This is a genomic window from Enterococcus sp. DIV0008 (genome assembly GCF_050542615.1).
GTDB classification, from domain to species: Bacteria; Bacillota; Bacilli; order Lactobacillales; family Enterococcaceae; genus Enterococcus_D; species Enterococcus_D innesii.
This window is the reverse complement of sequence record NZ_CP172937.1, coordinates 67,997-83,075: the sequence shown is the minus strand read 5'-3', so window position 1 is coordinate 83,075 and position 15,079 is coordinate 67,997. Positions and strand designations below refer to the sequence as shown.

The window sequence follows — 15,079 nt, the reverse complement described above, 5'->3', positions numbered from 1 at the left end:
TTTAATCACTTCCTCTCCGATTCTTAAACATAAGGCGCTTTCATCAGCGGAATACAGCTTTTTAGGGATCTTCCCACCCGTAACGAGTTCCCTCAGAAAGCAAAGGATCACTCAATAAAATTCCCGGGAAATCCTCCTTTAAAACAAACGTGCTTAATGACTGATACATGGAAAACGTGGTCCTCATCCCTAATCTTTCCAATTGATCTAACGTTTGTTGCATTAAGTCCGCCGCTTTTGGCTTGTTTTGTTTTAATAGACATGTCCAGCCTTCAAAAAAAGGCATAAAGATCGCTTGCTCAATGTGTTCTTTTTCATAAACATGATCTCGCCATAAATGAAAGGTCTTTTCCGCATAATCCACCTCATCAAAAACAGCAAAGACGGAAAACACCGTCTCAAAGGTGTTGTATAGAATATCTTTGTTGCCGGGGATTTTGGCAAAGCGCTGGCTCTTTTTGATGGCGATCGTCAAACAGCGCCAAAGCAAAGCTGGCTCCATCGAAATTGCTACGCGGGCAAACAGCCGCAGCTCATAAACACCCCATGTATCGGTATTCAGCAAGTAATGCTTGGCAGAGTCCAAACAGTAATTGTGTTTCAGGTAAGCCTCCTCGATGGGCACCCCTTTAAAAAGCTCCTCTTTCATCAAGTAGTCAAAACGGATCAGTTGTAAGAAGTGGTCCAGCTCCAAGGAGTAATGCTGTTGAAAGTACGTGGTCAGCTTTTGATATTTCTTTTTTAATTTAGGTACTTCATCAATGGATTCGATCCCCATCGAACGGACATAGTCAACCATTAGCCTTTGAGCCTCCGAATGATGCTCCCCCGTATGCAGCAGCTGAAATTCGGCAAAACTCACTTCCAATTTATCTAGCAAGCGATGAAATCGTTCGCAGGAAATCGTCGTTTTGCCATTTTCAAATTGCGATAGCAAAGACATCGACAATTGTTCATCCACTAATTCCTTCAACAGCAAGCCTTTACTTTTGCGAAGCTCTTTCACTGTCGCACCATAATTGTTCATTTTTTCACCTTCTTTTTCAATATATTGAAATAAGCAGTTGCTTTTCCCAAAGAGCCTTTATAGTTGAATTATCTTATAGAAACGAGGGAAAAGCTATGGATACCCATATAAAAAAGAAAATGCTTCACGTGAAACATTTACAAAAAAGCTTCAAAGACAAAACCGTTTTGAAAGAGGTCACTTTTGACGTCACTCCTGGCGAAGTATTTGTCTTACTAGGATCAAACGGCGCTGGAAAAACCACTTTAGTCAAAATTTTGTCCACTATCCTACCTTTTGACCAAGGAACCGCGCGGATCGATGGGATCGACTTGACCAAAGATCCAGCAGCGATTCGCGAAAAAATCAGTCTGACAGGGCAATTTTCCGCCGTCGATCAAGAACTGACCGGACGAGAAAACTTGCTGATGATTGCTGCCTTGCGCCATGTCAAAAACAAACAGTTTATCGTCCAACATTTGTTAGAGCGTTTTGATTTGGTGGATGCCAGCAACCGACTAGTCAAAAATTATTCTGGTGGCATGCGACGACGCTTAGACATCGCCATGAGTTTCATCGGCGAACCTGACCTGCTCTTTTTGGATGAACCAACGACCGGGTTAGACCCGCAAAACCGCTTAGCCACATGGCACATGATCAAAGAGATCGCCGCTCAAGGACGAACGATTTTCCTGACGACCCAATACCTCGAAGAAGCTGAATTTTTAGCAGATCAAGTCGCCATCTTGCATGAAGGGAAAATCATCTTGCAAGGAACACCAACGGAAGTCAAAGCACTGCATCCTTCACAAACGATGGAAATCAGCGTATTGACGAAAGAACACTTGCAGACCGTGCGACAGCATCTGTCTGACTTTCCGCTGCAAGTCAATGAGTCCAGTCTCTCTCTGGCATTTCCCGTCAGTCAAGACTTCCAGCATTCCTTCACGCTGTTGCAGGAACTTAATCAACTACCGATCACTATCACTAGTTTCAATCAAAAGAATGCTTCGTTAGAAGATATTTTTCTAACACTTGTCCAAGGAGGAAACCAATGAAAGCAATTATAGAAACCAACACCTTATTCAAACGTAATCTCTTGCTATCGATTCGCAGTATGGAGACTTTGCTAAGTGGGATTTTGACCCCAGCGATTTTAATGATCCTCTTCGTCTATGTTTTCGGGGGAGCCATGAACGTCGGCGATACCTCTTATGTCGATTTTGTCGTTCCTGGTGTTCTCGTCCAATGTATCGCCCAAAGCGCCTCCTCCGTTGGGGTAACGGTGACGGAAGATTTGAAATCCGGCATGGTGGAACGGCTGATGACCTTGAACATCTCTAACTCAGCCTTTTTAAACGGGCATGTCTTCGCTGCGACCCTTCGGAGCTTGATCAGCACCTTGGTCGTGTTGATCGTTGCCATGATCATCGGATTTCGCCCCCAAGCCACAGTTGCTGGCTGGGGACTCGCCTTCCTATTGATCTTTTTCTTCACCTTCGCCTTTACTTGGGTCTCCGTTCTGGTTGGTCTCATCGCCAAAAGCCCCGAGACAGCGACCTTATTTACTGTCTTGATCACCCTTTTGCCCTACTTAAGCTCTGGTTTCGTCCCTACGGAGACCATGCCGCGCCCGTTAGCCGTTTTTGCTGAATACCAACCAATGTCGCCGATCATCCATTCTTTGCGCGGGCTTTTGTTAAACTTGAAAGATACCACCTTGATCAGTGCCTTTAGCTGGTGCGGCGGTATCGTAGTGGTGAGCTGGTTCTTGGCACGGATGCTTTATCAGAAACGGTTACGTTGATAGCGCTGGCTCCCTTTTTTGACTCTCTTATAAAAAAACGGCAACGACTAAGCTCCTGCTTCGTCGTTGCCGCTTATTTTTTAATCGAGGACTTCTCCGTTAGAAGCCGTCACTTTCTTATACCAGTCAAAGCTGGCTTTTTTGTACCGTTTTCCTGAACCATTACCCCAATCATCTAGATCCACGTAAATGAACCCATACCGCTTGCTCATTTCTGATGAGGAGCAGCTGACAAGATCGATCGGTCCCCAAGGATAGTAGCCGATCAGTTCTACGCCATCATAGATTGCTTCTTTCATTTGTTCAATGTGCTGTTTCAGAAAATCAATGCGATACGTATCATCGATCGTCCCTTCTTCATTCAATGTCTCATAAAAGCCCATACCATTTTCTGTGATCATGATCGGCAATTGGTACCGATCATAATACTCATTCAAAGCAATCCGTAACCCAATTGGATCAATCGCCCAGCCCCAGTCATTGGCTTCTAAATAAGGGTTAGGCGAAGCTGCGTCTTCTTTCCCGTAGTTTTCACTATGAATGATCCGCGTGTAGTAATAGGAGAAAGAAACAAAATCGACCGTATGCTTGAAGTCCGCTTCATCGTTTTCCCCAAATTGAATCTCGATGCCGTTTTCTTCAAAAAAGCGATAGGCATAATTCGGATAAGTTCCCCGCGCAAGTACATCTGAATAATAATATTCCATTTGATTATTTTTGAGAGCACTCAGAACATCCAACGGTTTACAAGTAGCTGGATAAACATTGCCATAATAAGACATCATCCCAATTTGAAAAGAAGGATCAATTTCTTTCCCTACTTTGATCGCTCTCGCACATGCTACCAATTCATTGTGAACCCCTTGGTACTTAGCTTGCTTCAGATTGTCGACTCGGTCAGCGGGAATACCAAGGTGGTTAAACGATTCATGGGTAATCAAGTTCATTTGATTGACTAAGATCCAATATTTGACTTTTCCTTGGTAACGCTTGAATACGACTTGCGCAAAATGAACAAAGAAATCAATCAGTTTTCGATTTGACCAGCCGTCATAAGCCATCGCTAAATGGATCGGCATTTCATAATGAGACAAGGTGATCAAGGGTTCCATGCCGTTTTCAAGGATACAATCGATCAATTCGTCATAAAAGCGCAACCCTTCTTCGTTAGGCGTTTGCTCGTCTCCCTTTGGAAAAATCCTCGCCCAGCTAATAGATGTTCGAAACGAATTCATGCCTGTTTCTGCCAAGAGTGCCAGATCCTCACGAAATGTATGGTAAAAATCGATCCCATCCCGTTTCGGGTAACGCCCTTCTTGATCATTTAAAGCAAATTCTACGTCTGCCGTCGTTATCTCTTTGTTGCTTTTCTTTTTTATATCGATATCATCACGAAAGCGATTGATGTCTGCCACGCTCCAGCCTTTTCCCCCTTCAAGATAGGCCCCTTCTAATTGATTTGCGGCAACTGCACCTCCCCAATAAAACTCGGCAGGAAATTGCTTCTTATTTTTCTTCATGTCATTGCTCCTCTTCTCAAAATTTGATTGCTCGCCTCTTAGACTTATGCTTCGGTTTGACCTTCTTCAAGTACTAATTTGCGCTCGTAGGCCTTGAAGAAAGGATAATAAATGCCCAAATAAATCAAGAAATTCACCACAACTAAGACAGCACCGCGAATGCTGGCTGTTGCGATCACTGCTGAAAAAATACTCGGAACCGTCCACACAGCCGCTAATGGATACGCCATTCCGGGAACAAGATTGGACACAAACGCGAAATAAGTCACGAAAGTGGTCACGATTGGTGCCACGACAAAGGGAATCGCCAGTGCTGGATTTAAAACGATCGGCAACCCAAACAACAACGGCTCATTGATGTTGAAGACCCCAGGAATAAAGCTGAGACGACCAAGCTGTTTTAAAAATTTTGATTTGGAGAAACACATCATAGCGCAAAGTGCTAAGGTTCCTCCGCCACCGCCGATCCATAAGAAAGTAAAGATAAACGGCTGTACCCCCAGATTGGGAATCGCTTGTCCGGCTTGTGCTGCTGCCATGTTTGCTTCAGAATTGACTAGCCAGATCGGCAACATCACCGTCGCTAATATTTGCGGATGAATCCCAAATAGCCACATGATACAAGTCAATCCTACATAGACCAATGGTGCTGCTAACGAGTTGGAAGAAACACTTAACAATGGCGTGATCAAACTTGCAATCAGGGCATTGATATCAAAGCCGATCAAGTGAACAATGATCCAAACGATCGTCATTGAAAAAAACACGGGAATAATCACTTCAAAACTGCTGCTGACGTTCGTAGGGACTTGCTCAGGCAGTTTAAACCCGATATTGTATTTTTTACAAAGGCGCATGCACTCGACTGCTAATATAGCGGTCAAAATACTAGCAAACATGCCTTCTCCTCCAAGATATTGCGTAGAGATAAACGTTCCTTCATCTAAAGAGGTGAAGGTCAATGTAGTAAAAAAGGTAAAAATTGCAGAAACGCCCCCTGCCAAACTATCCAGTTGGTAGCTTTGCGCTAATCGTGCGCCAATGCCAAAAGCTGCATAGATCGAAAGCAGTCCCATGCTCATATTGAAGGGAATGATCAGTTTTGCCACTAAGTCGGGATGATTGCCCATAAATGATACATACGATTGAGGCCATGGAATATACGGAATCAATAAAAAGATCGATCCAATCACTGTGATTGGAATCGTTGCAATCAATCCATCGCGAACAGCACTCAAGTGACGTTGATTAGAAAGTTTCATCATTGGCGGCATCACTTTGGTTTCAATAAATTGCATTAATTTATCCATCAGTAAATCCTCCTAAATTTTTTAAGATATATCTTAACTTGAATATAAGCGCTTTCTCATAAGGAAACAATAAAAGCTATTTTCCAAAAATGGAAAATAGCTTTTTACGTTTACTCTTTTCTCATATTCATAATCATAAAAATCATCCATAGATGAAGCACTTTTTGCGAGTAATAATTCGACGACATCAATGGAACGACCTCTTTAAACAAGACACGCTCTTCAAAGAGACTGCTTTGAGCGGCTTGCTCGCTGAACGTCAATAAAACTTTCTGACAGGCCGTTTTTTCAAGCAAGTAGGCCTTTTTGTCGATCCAGCTGCCTGTTAGATTGATCACAAAACAAATATCTGTTTCCCGCAATACTTGATCAATCAGCTGGTCTTCCGCATTACGGTTCACTTCAAAAACGATATAGCCCATTTGACTAAGCAGTTCCCGCAGGAGATTAACAACCGAAAAAGAATAGCTGTTACCCAAAATCGCCACTCGTTTTTTTCGTTTCATTTCTTCTGCGATCCGTGTGCATTGGTGTTGATCAAATTGGTCAAAAATCTGTTTTTGGACCATGTACTCTCGGGCTAAAAATTGGTCAACCATTTCAGATACTTCACTCTTTGTATCGAGATTCGCTAGCATCCCTTCAAACATCGTATTCGCCAAATGGTACTCTTGTTCAAAATAAATCGTGAGGTCATTACGCATTTCTTTAAAACTAGCATAACCAAGTTTCTTACAATATTTAGTGATACTGGCAGGGGTCGTCTGTGCAGCATAGGCGATTTCTTCAATATAGATTGCAGGAAATTCATCGATTCGCTCAATTAAAAGTTTTGTTATCAAAAAATTCAAATCGTATTTTTTACATTTAAATAGATGTTCATTTAAACGAATGTATACTTGACTTGTCGTTTTCATAGCGACCACCTCACTTGCTTATTTACGCTGCCGGTTTCTTCTATCTTAGCATAGGCATCCATTTCTTAGAACCTTTCACTTATCGTACCTTTTAATAGAAATCAAAAAAAGAGTCCGCCTACGCGCAACTCTTCGATTCAGATCCCCAGTTATTTCATTAACTGCTTTAACTGTTCATAAAAATTCTCATGGGTGCCACATAACAAGACTGGAATCACTTGGTCATTGATCACATCATAAGCAATACGATAGGTTACCCCTGCATACTTAACACCCTTCGACCAGATTCCAGCTAAAGCGCCATTTTTTGATCGCCGCTATACGGTTCGACAGCTATTTCATCATAAATGACATGAAGAAACTTTTGTTTCAGCGATTTCTCCTTCAACTTTTTTAAATAATTCACTACTTGTCCAGATGGAATCACCTCATAAGCCAACTTCAGTTGCCAACTCCTCTTTGGTCATTGCTTTCCCGTCGGTAGCAGTATCCTTTGCAATTGTCTTAAATGAAGAAATCAGCTTACTCTTACGCGCTTTAAATTCGGATAAAATATCTTCGTGTTCGTATCCCTCATTAATAATATCAGTCAAGATATCTTCACTGAAATCATCGAATGGTTTTACCGGTTCAATAAATTCATACAAGATTCCATTTTCTACTAGCTTTGCTTCTACTTCCACACCATTGGGAATATCAAAGTCTTTGGGTACCGTCAACATAATGGAATTCCCTTGTTTTCTTGTTTTCGTAATCATCGTTGCACTCCTCTCTCTGTTTTTGTAATTACTCTGTAAGAACATTATATTGTAATCGAATGTAATGACAAGTAATGCCGAAAGCTGAGTGTCAAATTGAGAAAATAAACCGCCTGCTACTTTGCCTTATTTATTACTATCGATGCAGCAGGTGATAAGGCCTATTAAACCAAAGAGCCCAATCTCCTTTTCCAGCGAAATATCGACAAAAATACGGTATACTGGACTTGATTGAATAAAAAGGCAGGGATACCCATGGATCTTAAAAACCGTCTGATCGCCTTCGCTCAGACCTTCAATGATGTTCAGGTCGACCATCCGTTTGCAAAGTTTCCAGAGTACCAAGTCTTGCGGCACCGCAAAAGCGGCAAATGGTTTGGCTTGCTGATGACTGTAGAAAAGCAGAAATTAGGCCTGGAAGGAACGGGAATGATCGAGATTTTAGATGTCAAAGCAGCGCCCGAAATGGTTTCGATCATCAATCAAAGTCGCGGTTATTTACCCGCTTATCACATGAATAAAAACCATTGGCTCACCGCATTACTAGATGGCTCTGTATCAGAAAAACAACTCCAATCTTTATTACGAGACAGCTATGAACATACCCGTTAAACCCAAATATCACCAAAAAACCGATCAACGATGCACCTGTATAGGCGCACCGTCGATCGGTTTTCTTTTATAACGGATCCTGTGTCATCCGTGAGTCTAACGAAACACTTAGGCCAACTCTTCTCCGTTTGTTGCAATGACTTGTTTGTACCAATCAAAGGATTTTTTCTTGGAACGATCCATCGTGCCGTTGCCTTCGTCATCGAAGTCAACATAGATAAAGCCATAGCGTTTGCTCATTTCGCCTGTTGAAGCACTGACAAGATCGATACAGCCCCATGGCGTGTAACCGATCAAGTCTACGCCATCAGCGATCGCTTCCCCCATTGCTTCAATGTGGCGGCGCAAGTAATCGATACGATAGTCATCTTCGATCTTACCTTCTTCGTTAAAGGTATCAATGGCTCCTAAGCCGTTTTCCACGATAAACAACGGTTTTTGGTAACGATCATACAGTTCATTCAACGCGATGCGCAGCCCTTCTGGGTCGATTTGCCAGCCCCATTCACTTGCTTCTAAGAATGGATTGCGGACGCCGCCTAACAAGTTTCCTTGCACTTCATCGGCTTCTTCTGTGGTGATATCCACGGCAGAAGACATGTAGTAGCTGAAGCCAACATAGTCAACAGTATGTTCAGCAATCAAGGCTAAGTCTTCTTCGGTAATCTCAAGATCCTCTTTATTGACGCCGTGTTCTTTGTACAAACGATCCGTAAAAGATGGGTATTTTCCACGTACTTGCACGTCGGCACAGTAGTAGTTGAAGGCTTGATTATGGATCATCGTCGCCACTTGGTTGACCGGGTTCGCATCAATGCTGTAAGTCGTTGCATAAATGATCATACAACCGATCTGTAACTCTGGGTTTAATTCATGGCCGATTTTGACTGCTTTACTGCTGGCAACAAATTGGTTGTGCCACGCTTGAATCACGTTTGTAAAGTCGCTGGCACCCGTGCTATTGACCATTCCTTGACTCAATGCGGAGAAATGGAAAGCAGAGTTAATCTCATTGAAGGTCATCCAGTATTTGACTTTGCTGTGGAACCGTTCCAAGACAACTTTTGCAAAACGTTCATAGAAATCGATCAATGCTCGGTTTTTCCAGCCACCGTATTCTTTGGCTAAATGCAAAGGCATTTCATAGTGAGAGATCGTAACCACTGGCTCGATCCCGTATTTCAAACATTCATCGATCAGCGCATCGTAAAATGCTAGCCCAGCTTCGTTTGGTGTCGTTTCATCGCCTTTTGGAAAAATACGTGTCCATGCGATGGAAAAACGATAGCTCTTGAAGCCCATCTCTGCAAACAACGCAATGTCTTCTTTGAAACGGTCATAATGGTCGATCCCGCGATGATTTGGGTAGGTGTATTTGTCCTCATCGATCGTCCAATCAAACGTATCACTGCCTAAAATCGCTAAACGCTGTTTGCCGCCAGGCATTGCATCCGCCACTGACAAGCCTTTGCCATCGCGATCGAACGCCCCTTCTAATTGATTCGCTGCGGTCGCGCCGCCCCATAAGAAATTTTCTGGAAATTTTGCCATTTGCTCGTTCTCCTTTTGTTTTCTTTTGATAAACCTACATAGCTGATTACTGAAAAATTCCCGATAAAAAACAAAAAACCTAAATAAGAGCCGCTGCTAAAACGAGAAGAGCGCTTTCTTATTTAGGTCTTGCCTGATCGAGTCAGTAACAATCCACGTGGGTTTTCTTTCTTTAACTATAGCACTAACTCATTGGCTTGTCATCATAAAATCGGTTTCTTTTAAACCGTTTCCCCCGTTGCAGGTACTTATATTCGTTTAACACTTGAACCAACGGTGTATGAATAAACATAATCACTCTAATCGAATTCACAGTTATCTCAATCGTTGTTTCTATATTTTGTAAGGCTCTTCTATCCTAGATGTAAGGACATAAGTCGTTGTTTTTCTGGTATGTCAAATACAATTGCTTTGTCTGCTCTTTTTTCAAAGAGCCTCCTTCCCCCTCCTGAGAAATGGCGTGATTGCACCCAGAAGATTCGCTTCACTTTGAAACTTACATCCTTGGATCTTTAATGGGGCTAACATCAAATCGATCAAATCCACTCGGTCACGCAACTCTTGATACTTCGATTGAACTTGATCAATCAAAATACTTTGTCGACTGATCCCTCCCCCAATCACGACGATTTCCATATCGATAACTGCTTGCAGATTGATGATCAGCGTCGCGATACGTTCACAATAGTTTTCAAAAAGCTGCGTTAATTCAAGACTAGCTTCCTGTTGGATTGCCTCAAAAACAGCGAGTCCATCATTTTCATCTTCAAGCCCTAAAAATGCGGCACCTTGCTTCACAAATTCAACCGCCGAATGCGTAAAACCAGTCACATCTGAGACATTCATCAATGAAGGAGCCTGGATCATGAAGCTTAATTCACCGGCTTGAAAATGGCTGCCTTCGAATAATGTATGATTTAAAATCAACCCCCCGCCAACACCAGTCCCTAAAATGATCGCTGCACCATTTTTTACACCTTGCAAATTTCCCAGCCACTGCTCAGCAAGCGCAGCTGCTTTCCCATCATTTGTTAGCTCACACTGAATGCCGCAAGCTTCTTCGATCAGTGCTTTTACCGGAACCTCATGGAGATAACCCAAGGAACCCCCAAAATAGACGATTCCTTTTTCTGCATCCACTTTTCCTGGTAGACTAAGACCTACACCTGCAATTTCGGTTTTGAATCGCTGAACAATCGTTCGGACTACTTCAAGAAAATCCTGCAAGCTTTGAGGCGTTTTTTGTTTGTCACAGGCAGATAAGCGTCCAGAATCATCTACAACACCATATTTAAAAAGTGTGCCCCCGACATCTATACTTAAATATTTCATTACGTTCCTCTAATTTCTATTTTTATTTGCGACTCATTAATCCAATGTCAACCGTTTGCCAATCAACAAATAAATCACCGCAAAAATCAGCATGACCATTCCAGAAAAGATAAAAGCAAAAGCAGCACGCTCATTGCCAAACATGATCGCCGGTAACGAACCGAAGTATGGGGCTAGAAAAGAACCCAGATTTGTGCCGACCATTGCTATTGAAATCGCCAAATTGATCGATCCTTTTGGTGCTTTACTCATGATCAATCCCCATGAATAAGGCAGTAGCAAGGATCCGCCAAAGCCTAAGAAAACAACGATCAGAGTAAATGTAACAAAATTCGTGGTCTGACTCAGAAAGATAAACCCAAGTCCCAGAAATAGATAGCTAATTGGTAAAGAAAAATGTTTTGTATGTTTAACGAGTTTACTGTAAAACAGATTGGCAATGATCGAAACAAACGTGTAGATCGACATGACGATACCAATGAATGAGGGATTGGCAAAGTTTTCTTCTGCGACGAAGATACTTGATTTTAGGAAAAAGACCATCAAAAACGCAAAACTGATTAGTAATGCGATCGCTTGCAAAATAACTGGTAAATTGACGGATTGCTTTGTTTTGTTCCCAATTTCTTCCTCTGATGCGTCGATATCAGTAAGTTTTGGTTCATCATCTCGAGGTCCCCAGATAAAATAAAGTACTAAAGGAATGATTCCGACAAAATTGGCAGCAAAGGCAATTTGCCAACCGTTAAACATCAGGATACCAATCAAAAAGGTAACGGCTGTTTGTCCAGCACTCTGAACGGCACTTTGTAAGCCGATAAGGCGCGCTTTTTCTTCGCCCTCATAATACTCGCCAATCAAACTGACGGCTAAGGAATTGAACAAACCAAAGCCCGCACCTAGGACCAAACGGGAGATATAGATCAATGAATAGCTGCTGGAAAAGACAGGAAATATTCCTGCAAGAAAAGATAAAATCAATCCCAATAATACTGTTTTTCGTGTCCCAATCATTCGAACAAAAAAGGAACTAAGTAACACGAAAATCATTACTGTGAAGTTGGAGGCAGTTACTAATGCCTCTACCGCCGTTGCACTTTGATCGACAAACGATTCTTGCATCAAGCTAACAGTTGCTGCAATTGCGCCACTCGTTGTCAGCATCAATGATAAGGAAAGAAGGGCTACTTTGAACATGAAGTGTTCAGATTTTCTATTTGTTTGCATAATTATCACTCCATCATTTTATTTTGCGATTAAAATAACTCGCTGATACGTTGTCAAAGTGCCATTCGTTAACTCTAAAATCAAATGAATTGTTTGACCAGATTGGATATTTTCTGGAATTTTCACTTCGACGGTTTCTGTGTTTTCTCGAACAAGCTTGATTGGATCAACGGGTGTTTTAGCAAGTTTTTCAGATACCTTACCAAACAATAAGCCCATTGATTCAAATTCAGCGCCTGTGGGAACAGGTGCCGTTTGATAGGTTGATGCCTCAAAATAATGCCACCATTTAAACGCCAAATCTCGCTGATTTGGATCAGATGCTTTTGCTTGAATCTGGACGGTTTCTCCGGGAGTAACTTGTTGATCGTTCCCCTTTTTAATAGATACAACCGGATAGTGGGCCGCTTCATCATACGTTTTGGCAACACACCAGGCTGCCCGACCTTTAAAATCATCTTGAATGTCATCGAACCATCTCGTTAAGGTATATTGTGCTTCATACCTTTGGTTATAAGGATTATAGTCCATTGCACTATTGATGTACTTGCGGGCACCAGCCACTTTTTCAAAACGGCCGCCCCAACCGCCATAGCTGGGATCATCACTATTTCGTAGCCCATTGTTTAAGAAATAGAAGTAAGAAGGGGAATCTCCTTCTGAGATAAAATCAAAGCGCGCATAGTCAGGATTTTTCTCTAAATATTGATCAATCCCTCGCTGTTCTTCTTCAAGTTCGCCTTCTAAAACATTGCCATCACCAATCAATGCATATTTTTTTAATAATGGGCCGTAATTGTCTCTTAGACTTAACTGCCATTTGGGCTGTAATCGTGTAGCTAGCTGAGACTCAACCATTTTCCAGGCATAGGCAAAATACCAGAAATTGAAACGATCGTTGATCACTTCAATCGACCAATTTTTCTCAATATATTCGCTATAAGTAACATCTTGGTCAAGAATGATATAAATAATCACCTTTTTTTCAATTCGTTCTTTGATTGCCGACCAATTTGGCTGATGAGCATACTTTTCCTCAATCGATCTCAATGCCCGTGCCGTTGTGTTCGTTCCTCCCCATGTTTGAATGTATAGTTTTCGTGGATCTGTATCATTGATCAAGTAGTCCTCAAGGAATTTGGAACCCTCGGTTTCTTTGGTCATTTCTCCCGGAGAATCAATGTTGCCAATATAGTAAATACTTTTCAAGTATTCGGGAGAAGGATAGTCTTCAGCGTGTATTTTCAAGTTCGGATATACCTGAGCATAAAGATCGATAAAGTCATTGATCCACTCAGATCCTGTCCAACGATACGGTTCAATGCCTTTATCTGGATCCCCAGCATAATGATAAACTGAACTTGTCAAGACAATCCCCTCGGTATCAAAACAGTCGCTATAAAGTAAATAGCGTAAAAATGAATTCATATCATCGACTTCACCATCGGTCGTTATAATTGTTCTGGCTTTATTATTCATTGTCATCATCTCCTTTTCTTCCAAAAATAGCGTCTTGCTTTATTAAAAATTCAGCCATCCTGTTCATCTCGAAAAAGCAAAACGAGGCATCCTGTTCCTATGATTTTCCTCTATCCTTCACTAAAAGCAGCTGACTTCTCAATGAACCGTTTCCATTTTTCATATTTCAAACGGATCACGGCCTGTTCGGCTTGCGGAACGATCGTGGTTTGCTGAATAGCTGGTTCATTCATGGTTGGATTGGCAACAAGCATCGTGCCGATGGCTGAAAATTCTTCGACTTCGCTGACGATGACGGGTTTATTGATCAAAGTCGCTAATAAGCTCATCAAGGCGCGGTTTTTCGAAACACCGCCATCGATCATTACCTGATTGATCAGTCGTTCAGCGACTTCTTCCATCACATCGATCACTGCTTTGATTTGAAAAATGATGCTTTCTAACACGGCTTTCAACAGCTCATGAGTCGTCGTCGTGCGTTTCATGCCGACAAAACTGGCGGTCATCGTATTATCCCAAAATGGGGCACCCATTCCTTGCAATGCTGGGATAAAATAGATGTCTTCTTGACTGTCACTGGTCAGCACTTCTTGACAGATCTCAGCTACATCTGGCAGCGGAGCCACTTGCTCACTGAACCAGTTGATGGCGTCACCACAGGAACGGATGATGCCTTCTAGCGCAAATGCTGTTTCCTGGCTAGTTTGCCAGCCGACCGTCGTCAAAATGCGGCGATCCCGCAACGTCTGCTCCTGCTGCACTTGCATCATGATCGAACAACCGGTGCCCATCGTGATTTTTACATCCCCAAGGCTTTGACAACCTTCCCCGAATAATGCCGCTTGTGAATCGGCTAAGATCCCTTTGATAGGGATTCCGTGATAGCTACCGAAAACCGTATCAGCAGGTTGGATCACTGGCAAGTCTGCTAAATGGATGCCAAAAAGTTTGACGAGTTCTGCATCCCAACGGCCCTCTTCAATATTGTAAAACAATGTTCGGCAAGCGTTGCTGGCTTCTGTCGCAAATACTGTCCCTTGCGTTAAATTCCACAACAGCCAGCTGTCCATCGTACCGATCGCCAACTCGCCAGTTCCCGACTTTTCCTTGATGGCTGATAATTCTTGGGCCAACCATTTCACTTTGGTGCCGGAAAAATACGGGTCTAAGCGCAAACCGGTCTTTTGATTGATCGTCTTTTCCCAGCCTTGTGCCGTCAATTCTTCACAAATCGCGGCGCTGCGATTGCATTGCCACACGATCGCATTGTACAGGGGATTGCCAGTCAATCGATCCCAAGCAACGATCGTTTCTCGCTGATTGGTCAATGACAAGGAAACGATTTGATCTGCAATGATCGCTTGGTCTTGAAACACTTGTGCCAGCAATTCTTGGACATTTTGCCAAATCTCGAGGGGATCATGTTCGACCCACCCGACTTTTGGATAAATTTGGCGATGTTTTTTATCGTAACGCTGCAGGATTTTCCCTTCTTGAAACAGTAAGAGCTTGGTACCGGATGTACTCTGATCTAAAACAAGCTGATAGGTCTTGTCCATC

General features: G+C 42.5%; 13 protein-coding genes and 1 pseudogene. 3 read left to right on the top strand and 11 right to left on the bottom strand.

Annotation, left to right across the window (positions count from 1 at the left end; genetic code table 11):
- Positions 1-61: 61 nt before the first annotated feature.
- The gene (locus IGI84_RS00380; protein ID WP_081117630.1) at positions 62-1,027 is read right to left on the bottom strand and encodes an Rgg/GadR/MutR family transcriptional regulator; all 966 of its coding nucleotides are present in this window, start codon (positions 1,025-1,027) and stop codon (positions 62-64) included.
- A 95-nt stretch (positions 1,028-1,122) separates the two neighbouring features.
- On the opposite strand from IGI84_RS00380, the gene IGI84_RS00375 reads away from it, so the two are divergent.
- Together IGI84_RS00375 and IGI84_RS00370 are read left to right on the top strand one after the other, a co-directional pair.
- Positions 1,123-2,064 carry an ABC transporter ATP-binding protein gene (locus IGI84_RS00375; protein ID WP_081117629.1) on the top strand — a complete coding sequence of 314 codons (942 nt, stop codon included), beginning with the start codon at positions 1,123-1,125 and terminating at the stop codon, positions 2,062-2,064.
- Positions 2,061-2,813, top strand: coding sequence for an ABC transporter permease (locus tag IGI84_RS00370; protein WP_430600583.1), 753 nt, complete (start codon positions 2,061-2,063; stop codon positions 2,811-2,813). Before IGI84_RS00375 ends, IGI84_RS00370 begins: the two co-directional genes overlap by 4 nt.
- A gap of 80 nt (positions 2,814-2,893) precedes the next feature.
- Here IGI84_RS00370 and IGI84_RS00365 read toward each other — a convergent pair whose 3' ends face one another.
- The 5 genes and pseudogenes from IGI84_RS00365 to IGI84_RS00345 all read right to left on the bottom strand — a co-directional run bounded on the left by IGI84_RS00365 (position 2,894) and on the right by IGI84_RS00345 (position 7,318).
- Positions 2,894-4,333 carry a glycoside hydrolase family 1 protein gene (locus IGI84_RS00365; RefSeq protein WP_008376676.1) on the bottom strand — a complete coding sequence of 480 codons (1,440 nt, stop codon included), beginning with the start codon at positions 4,331-4,333 and terminating at the stop codon, positions 2,894-2,896.
- 44 nt (positions 4,334-4,377) lie between these two features.
- Positions 4,378-5,643, bottom strand: a complete 1,266-nt coding sequence (locus IGI84_RS00360; RefSeq protein ID WP_008376678.1) for a PTS sugar transporter subunit IIC — start codon at positions 5,641-5,643, stop codon at positions 4,378-4,380.
- A gap of 110 nt (positions 5,644-5,753) precedes the next feature.
- The gene (locus tag IGI84_RS00355) at positions 5,754-6,560 is read right to left on the bottom strand and encodes a MurR/RpiR family transcriptional regulator (RefSeq protein ID WP_081117628.1); all 807 of its coding nucleotides are present in this window, start codon (positions 6,558-6,560) and stop codon (positions 5,754-5,756) included.
- Between the two features lie 149 nt (positions 6,561-6,709).
- Positions 6,710-6,999: pseudogene (locus IGI84_RS00350) on the bottom strand (type II toxin-antitoxin system RelE/ParE family toxin).
- Positions 6,989-7,318, bottom strand: a complete 330-nt coding sequence (locus IGI84_RS00345; protein ID WP_081117627.1) for an AbrB/MazE/SpoVT family DNA-binding domain-containing protein — start codon at positions 7,316-7,318, stop codon at positions 6,989-6,991. Before IGI84_RS00345 ends, IGI84_RS00350 begins: the two are co-directional and overlap by 11 nt.
- Before the next feature lie 255 nt (positions 7,319-7,573).
- On the opposite strand from IGI84_RS00345, the gene IGI84_RS00340 reads away from it, so the two are divergent.
- The gene (locus IGI84_RS00340) at positions 7,574-7,930 is read left to right on the top strand and encodes an MmcQ/YjbR family DNA-binding protein (protein ID WP_081117626.1); all 357 of its coding nucleotides are present in this window, start codon (positions 7,574-7,576) and stop codon (positions 7,928-7,930) included.
- Between the two features lie 108 nt (positions 7,931-8,038).
- Here IGI84_RS00340 and IGI84_RS00335 read toward each other — a convergent pair whose 3' ends face one another.
- The 5 genes from IGI84_RS00335 to IGI84_RS00315 form a co-directional block, all read right to left on the bottom strand.
- Positions 8,039-9,481, bottom strand: coding sequence for a glycoside hydrolase family 1 protein (locus IGI84_RS00335; protein ID WP_005226517.1), 1,443 nt, complete (start codon positions 9,479-9,481; stop codon positions 8,039-8,041).
- Between the two features lie 426 nt (positions 9,482-9,907).
- Positions 9,908-10,813, bottom strand: a complete 906-nt coding sequence (locus tag IGI84_RS00330) for an ROK family protein (RefSeq protein WP_081117625.1) — start codon at positions 10,811-10,813, stop codon at positions 9,908-9,910.
- A 36-nt stretch (positions 10,814-10,849) separates the two neighbouring features.
- Positions 10,850-12,040: an MFS transporter gene (locus IGI84_RS00325; protein ID WP_081117624.1), complete on the bottom strand. Its 1,191-nt coding sequence runs from the start codon at positions 12,038-12,040 to the stop codon at positions 10,850-10,852.
- An 18-nt stretch (positions 12,041-12,058) separates the two neighbouring features.
- A complete protein-coding gene (locus IGI84_RS00320) occupies positions 12,059-13,519 on the bottom strand; it encodes a DUF1593 domain-containing protein (RefSeq protein WP_430600582.1) in 1,461 nt (486 codons plus the stop codon).
- A gap of 110 nt (positions 13,520-13,629) precedes the next feature.
- The gene (locus IGI84_RS00315; RefSeq protein ID WP_081117622.1) at positions 13,630-15,078 is read right to left on the bottom strand and encodes an FGGY-family carbohydrate kinase; all 1,449 of its coding nucleotides are present in this window, start codon (positions 15,076-15,078) and stop codon (positions 13,630-13,632) included.
- Position 15,079: the final 1 nt, after the last annotated feature.

Coding starts and splice junctions, on each gene's coding strand:
- IGI84_RS00380 (WP_081117630.1), bottom strand. CDS start 1,027: ATGAACAATTATGGTGCGACAGTGAAAGAGCTTCGCAAAAGTAAAGGC.
- IGI84_RS00325 (WP_081117624.1), bottom strand. CDS start 12,040: ATGCAAACAAATAGAAAATCTGAACACTTCATGTTCAAAGTAGCCCTT.
- IGI84_RS00315 (WP_081117622.1), bottom strand. CDS start 15,078: ATGGACAAGACCTATCAGCTTGTTTTAGATCAGAGTACATCCGGTACC.
- IGI84_RS00355 (WP_081117628.1), bottom strand. CDS start 6,560: ATGAAAACGACAAGTCAAGTATACATTCGTTTAAATGAACATCTATTT.
- IGI84_RS00330 (WP_081117625.1), bottom strand. CDS start 10,813: ATGAAATATTTAAGTATAGATGTCGGGGGCACACTTTTTAAATATGGT.
- IGI84_RS00345 (WP_081117627.1), bottom strand. CDS start 7,318: ATGATTACGAAAACAAGAAAACAAGGGAATTCCATTATGTTGACGGTA.
- IGI84_RS00335 (WP_005226517.1), bottom strand. CDS start 9,481: ATGGCAAAATTTCCAGAAAATTTCTTATGGGGCGGCGCGACCGCAGCG.
- IGI84_RS00375 (WP_081117629.1), top strand. CDS start 1,123: ATGGATACCCATATAAAAAAGAAAATGCTTCACGTGAAACATTTACAA.
- IGI84_RS00340 (WP_081117626.1), top strand. CDS start 7,574: ATGGATCTTAAAAACCGTCTGATCGCCTTCGCTCAGACCTTCAATGAT.
- IGI84_RS00370 (WP_430600583.1), top strand. CDS start 2,061: ATGAAAGCAATTATAGAAACCAACACCTTATTCAAACGTAATCTCTTG.
- IGI84_RS00320 (WP_430600582.1), bottom strand. CDS start 13,519: ATGAATAATAAAGCCAGAACAATTATAACGACCGATGGTGAAGTCGAT.
- IGI84_RS00360 (WP_008376678.1), bottom strand. CDS start 5,643: ATGGATAAATTAATGCAATTTATTGAAACCAAAGTGATGCCGCCAATG.
- IGI84_RS00365 (WP_008376676.1), bottom strand. CDS start 4,333: ATGAAGAAAAATAAGAAGCAATTTCCTGCCGAGTTTTATTGGGGAGGT.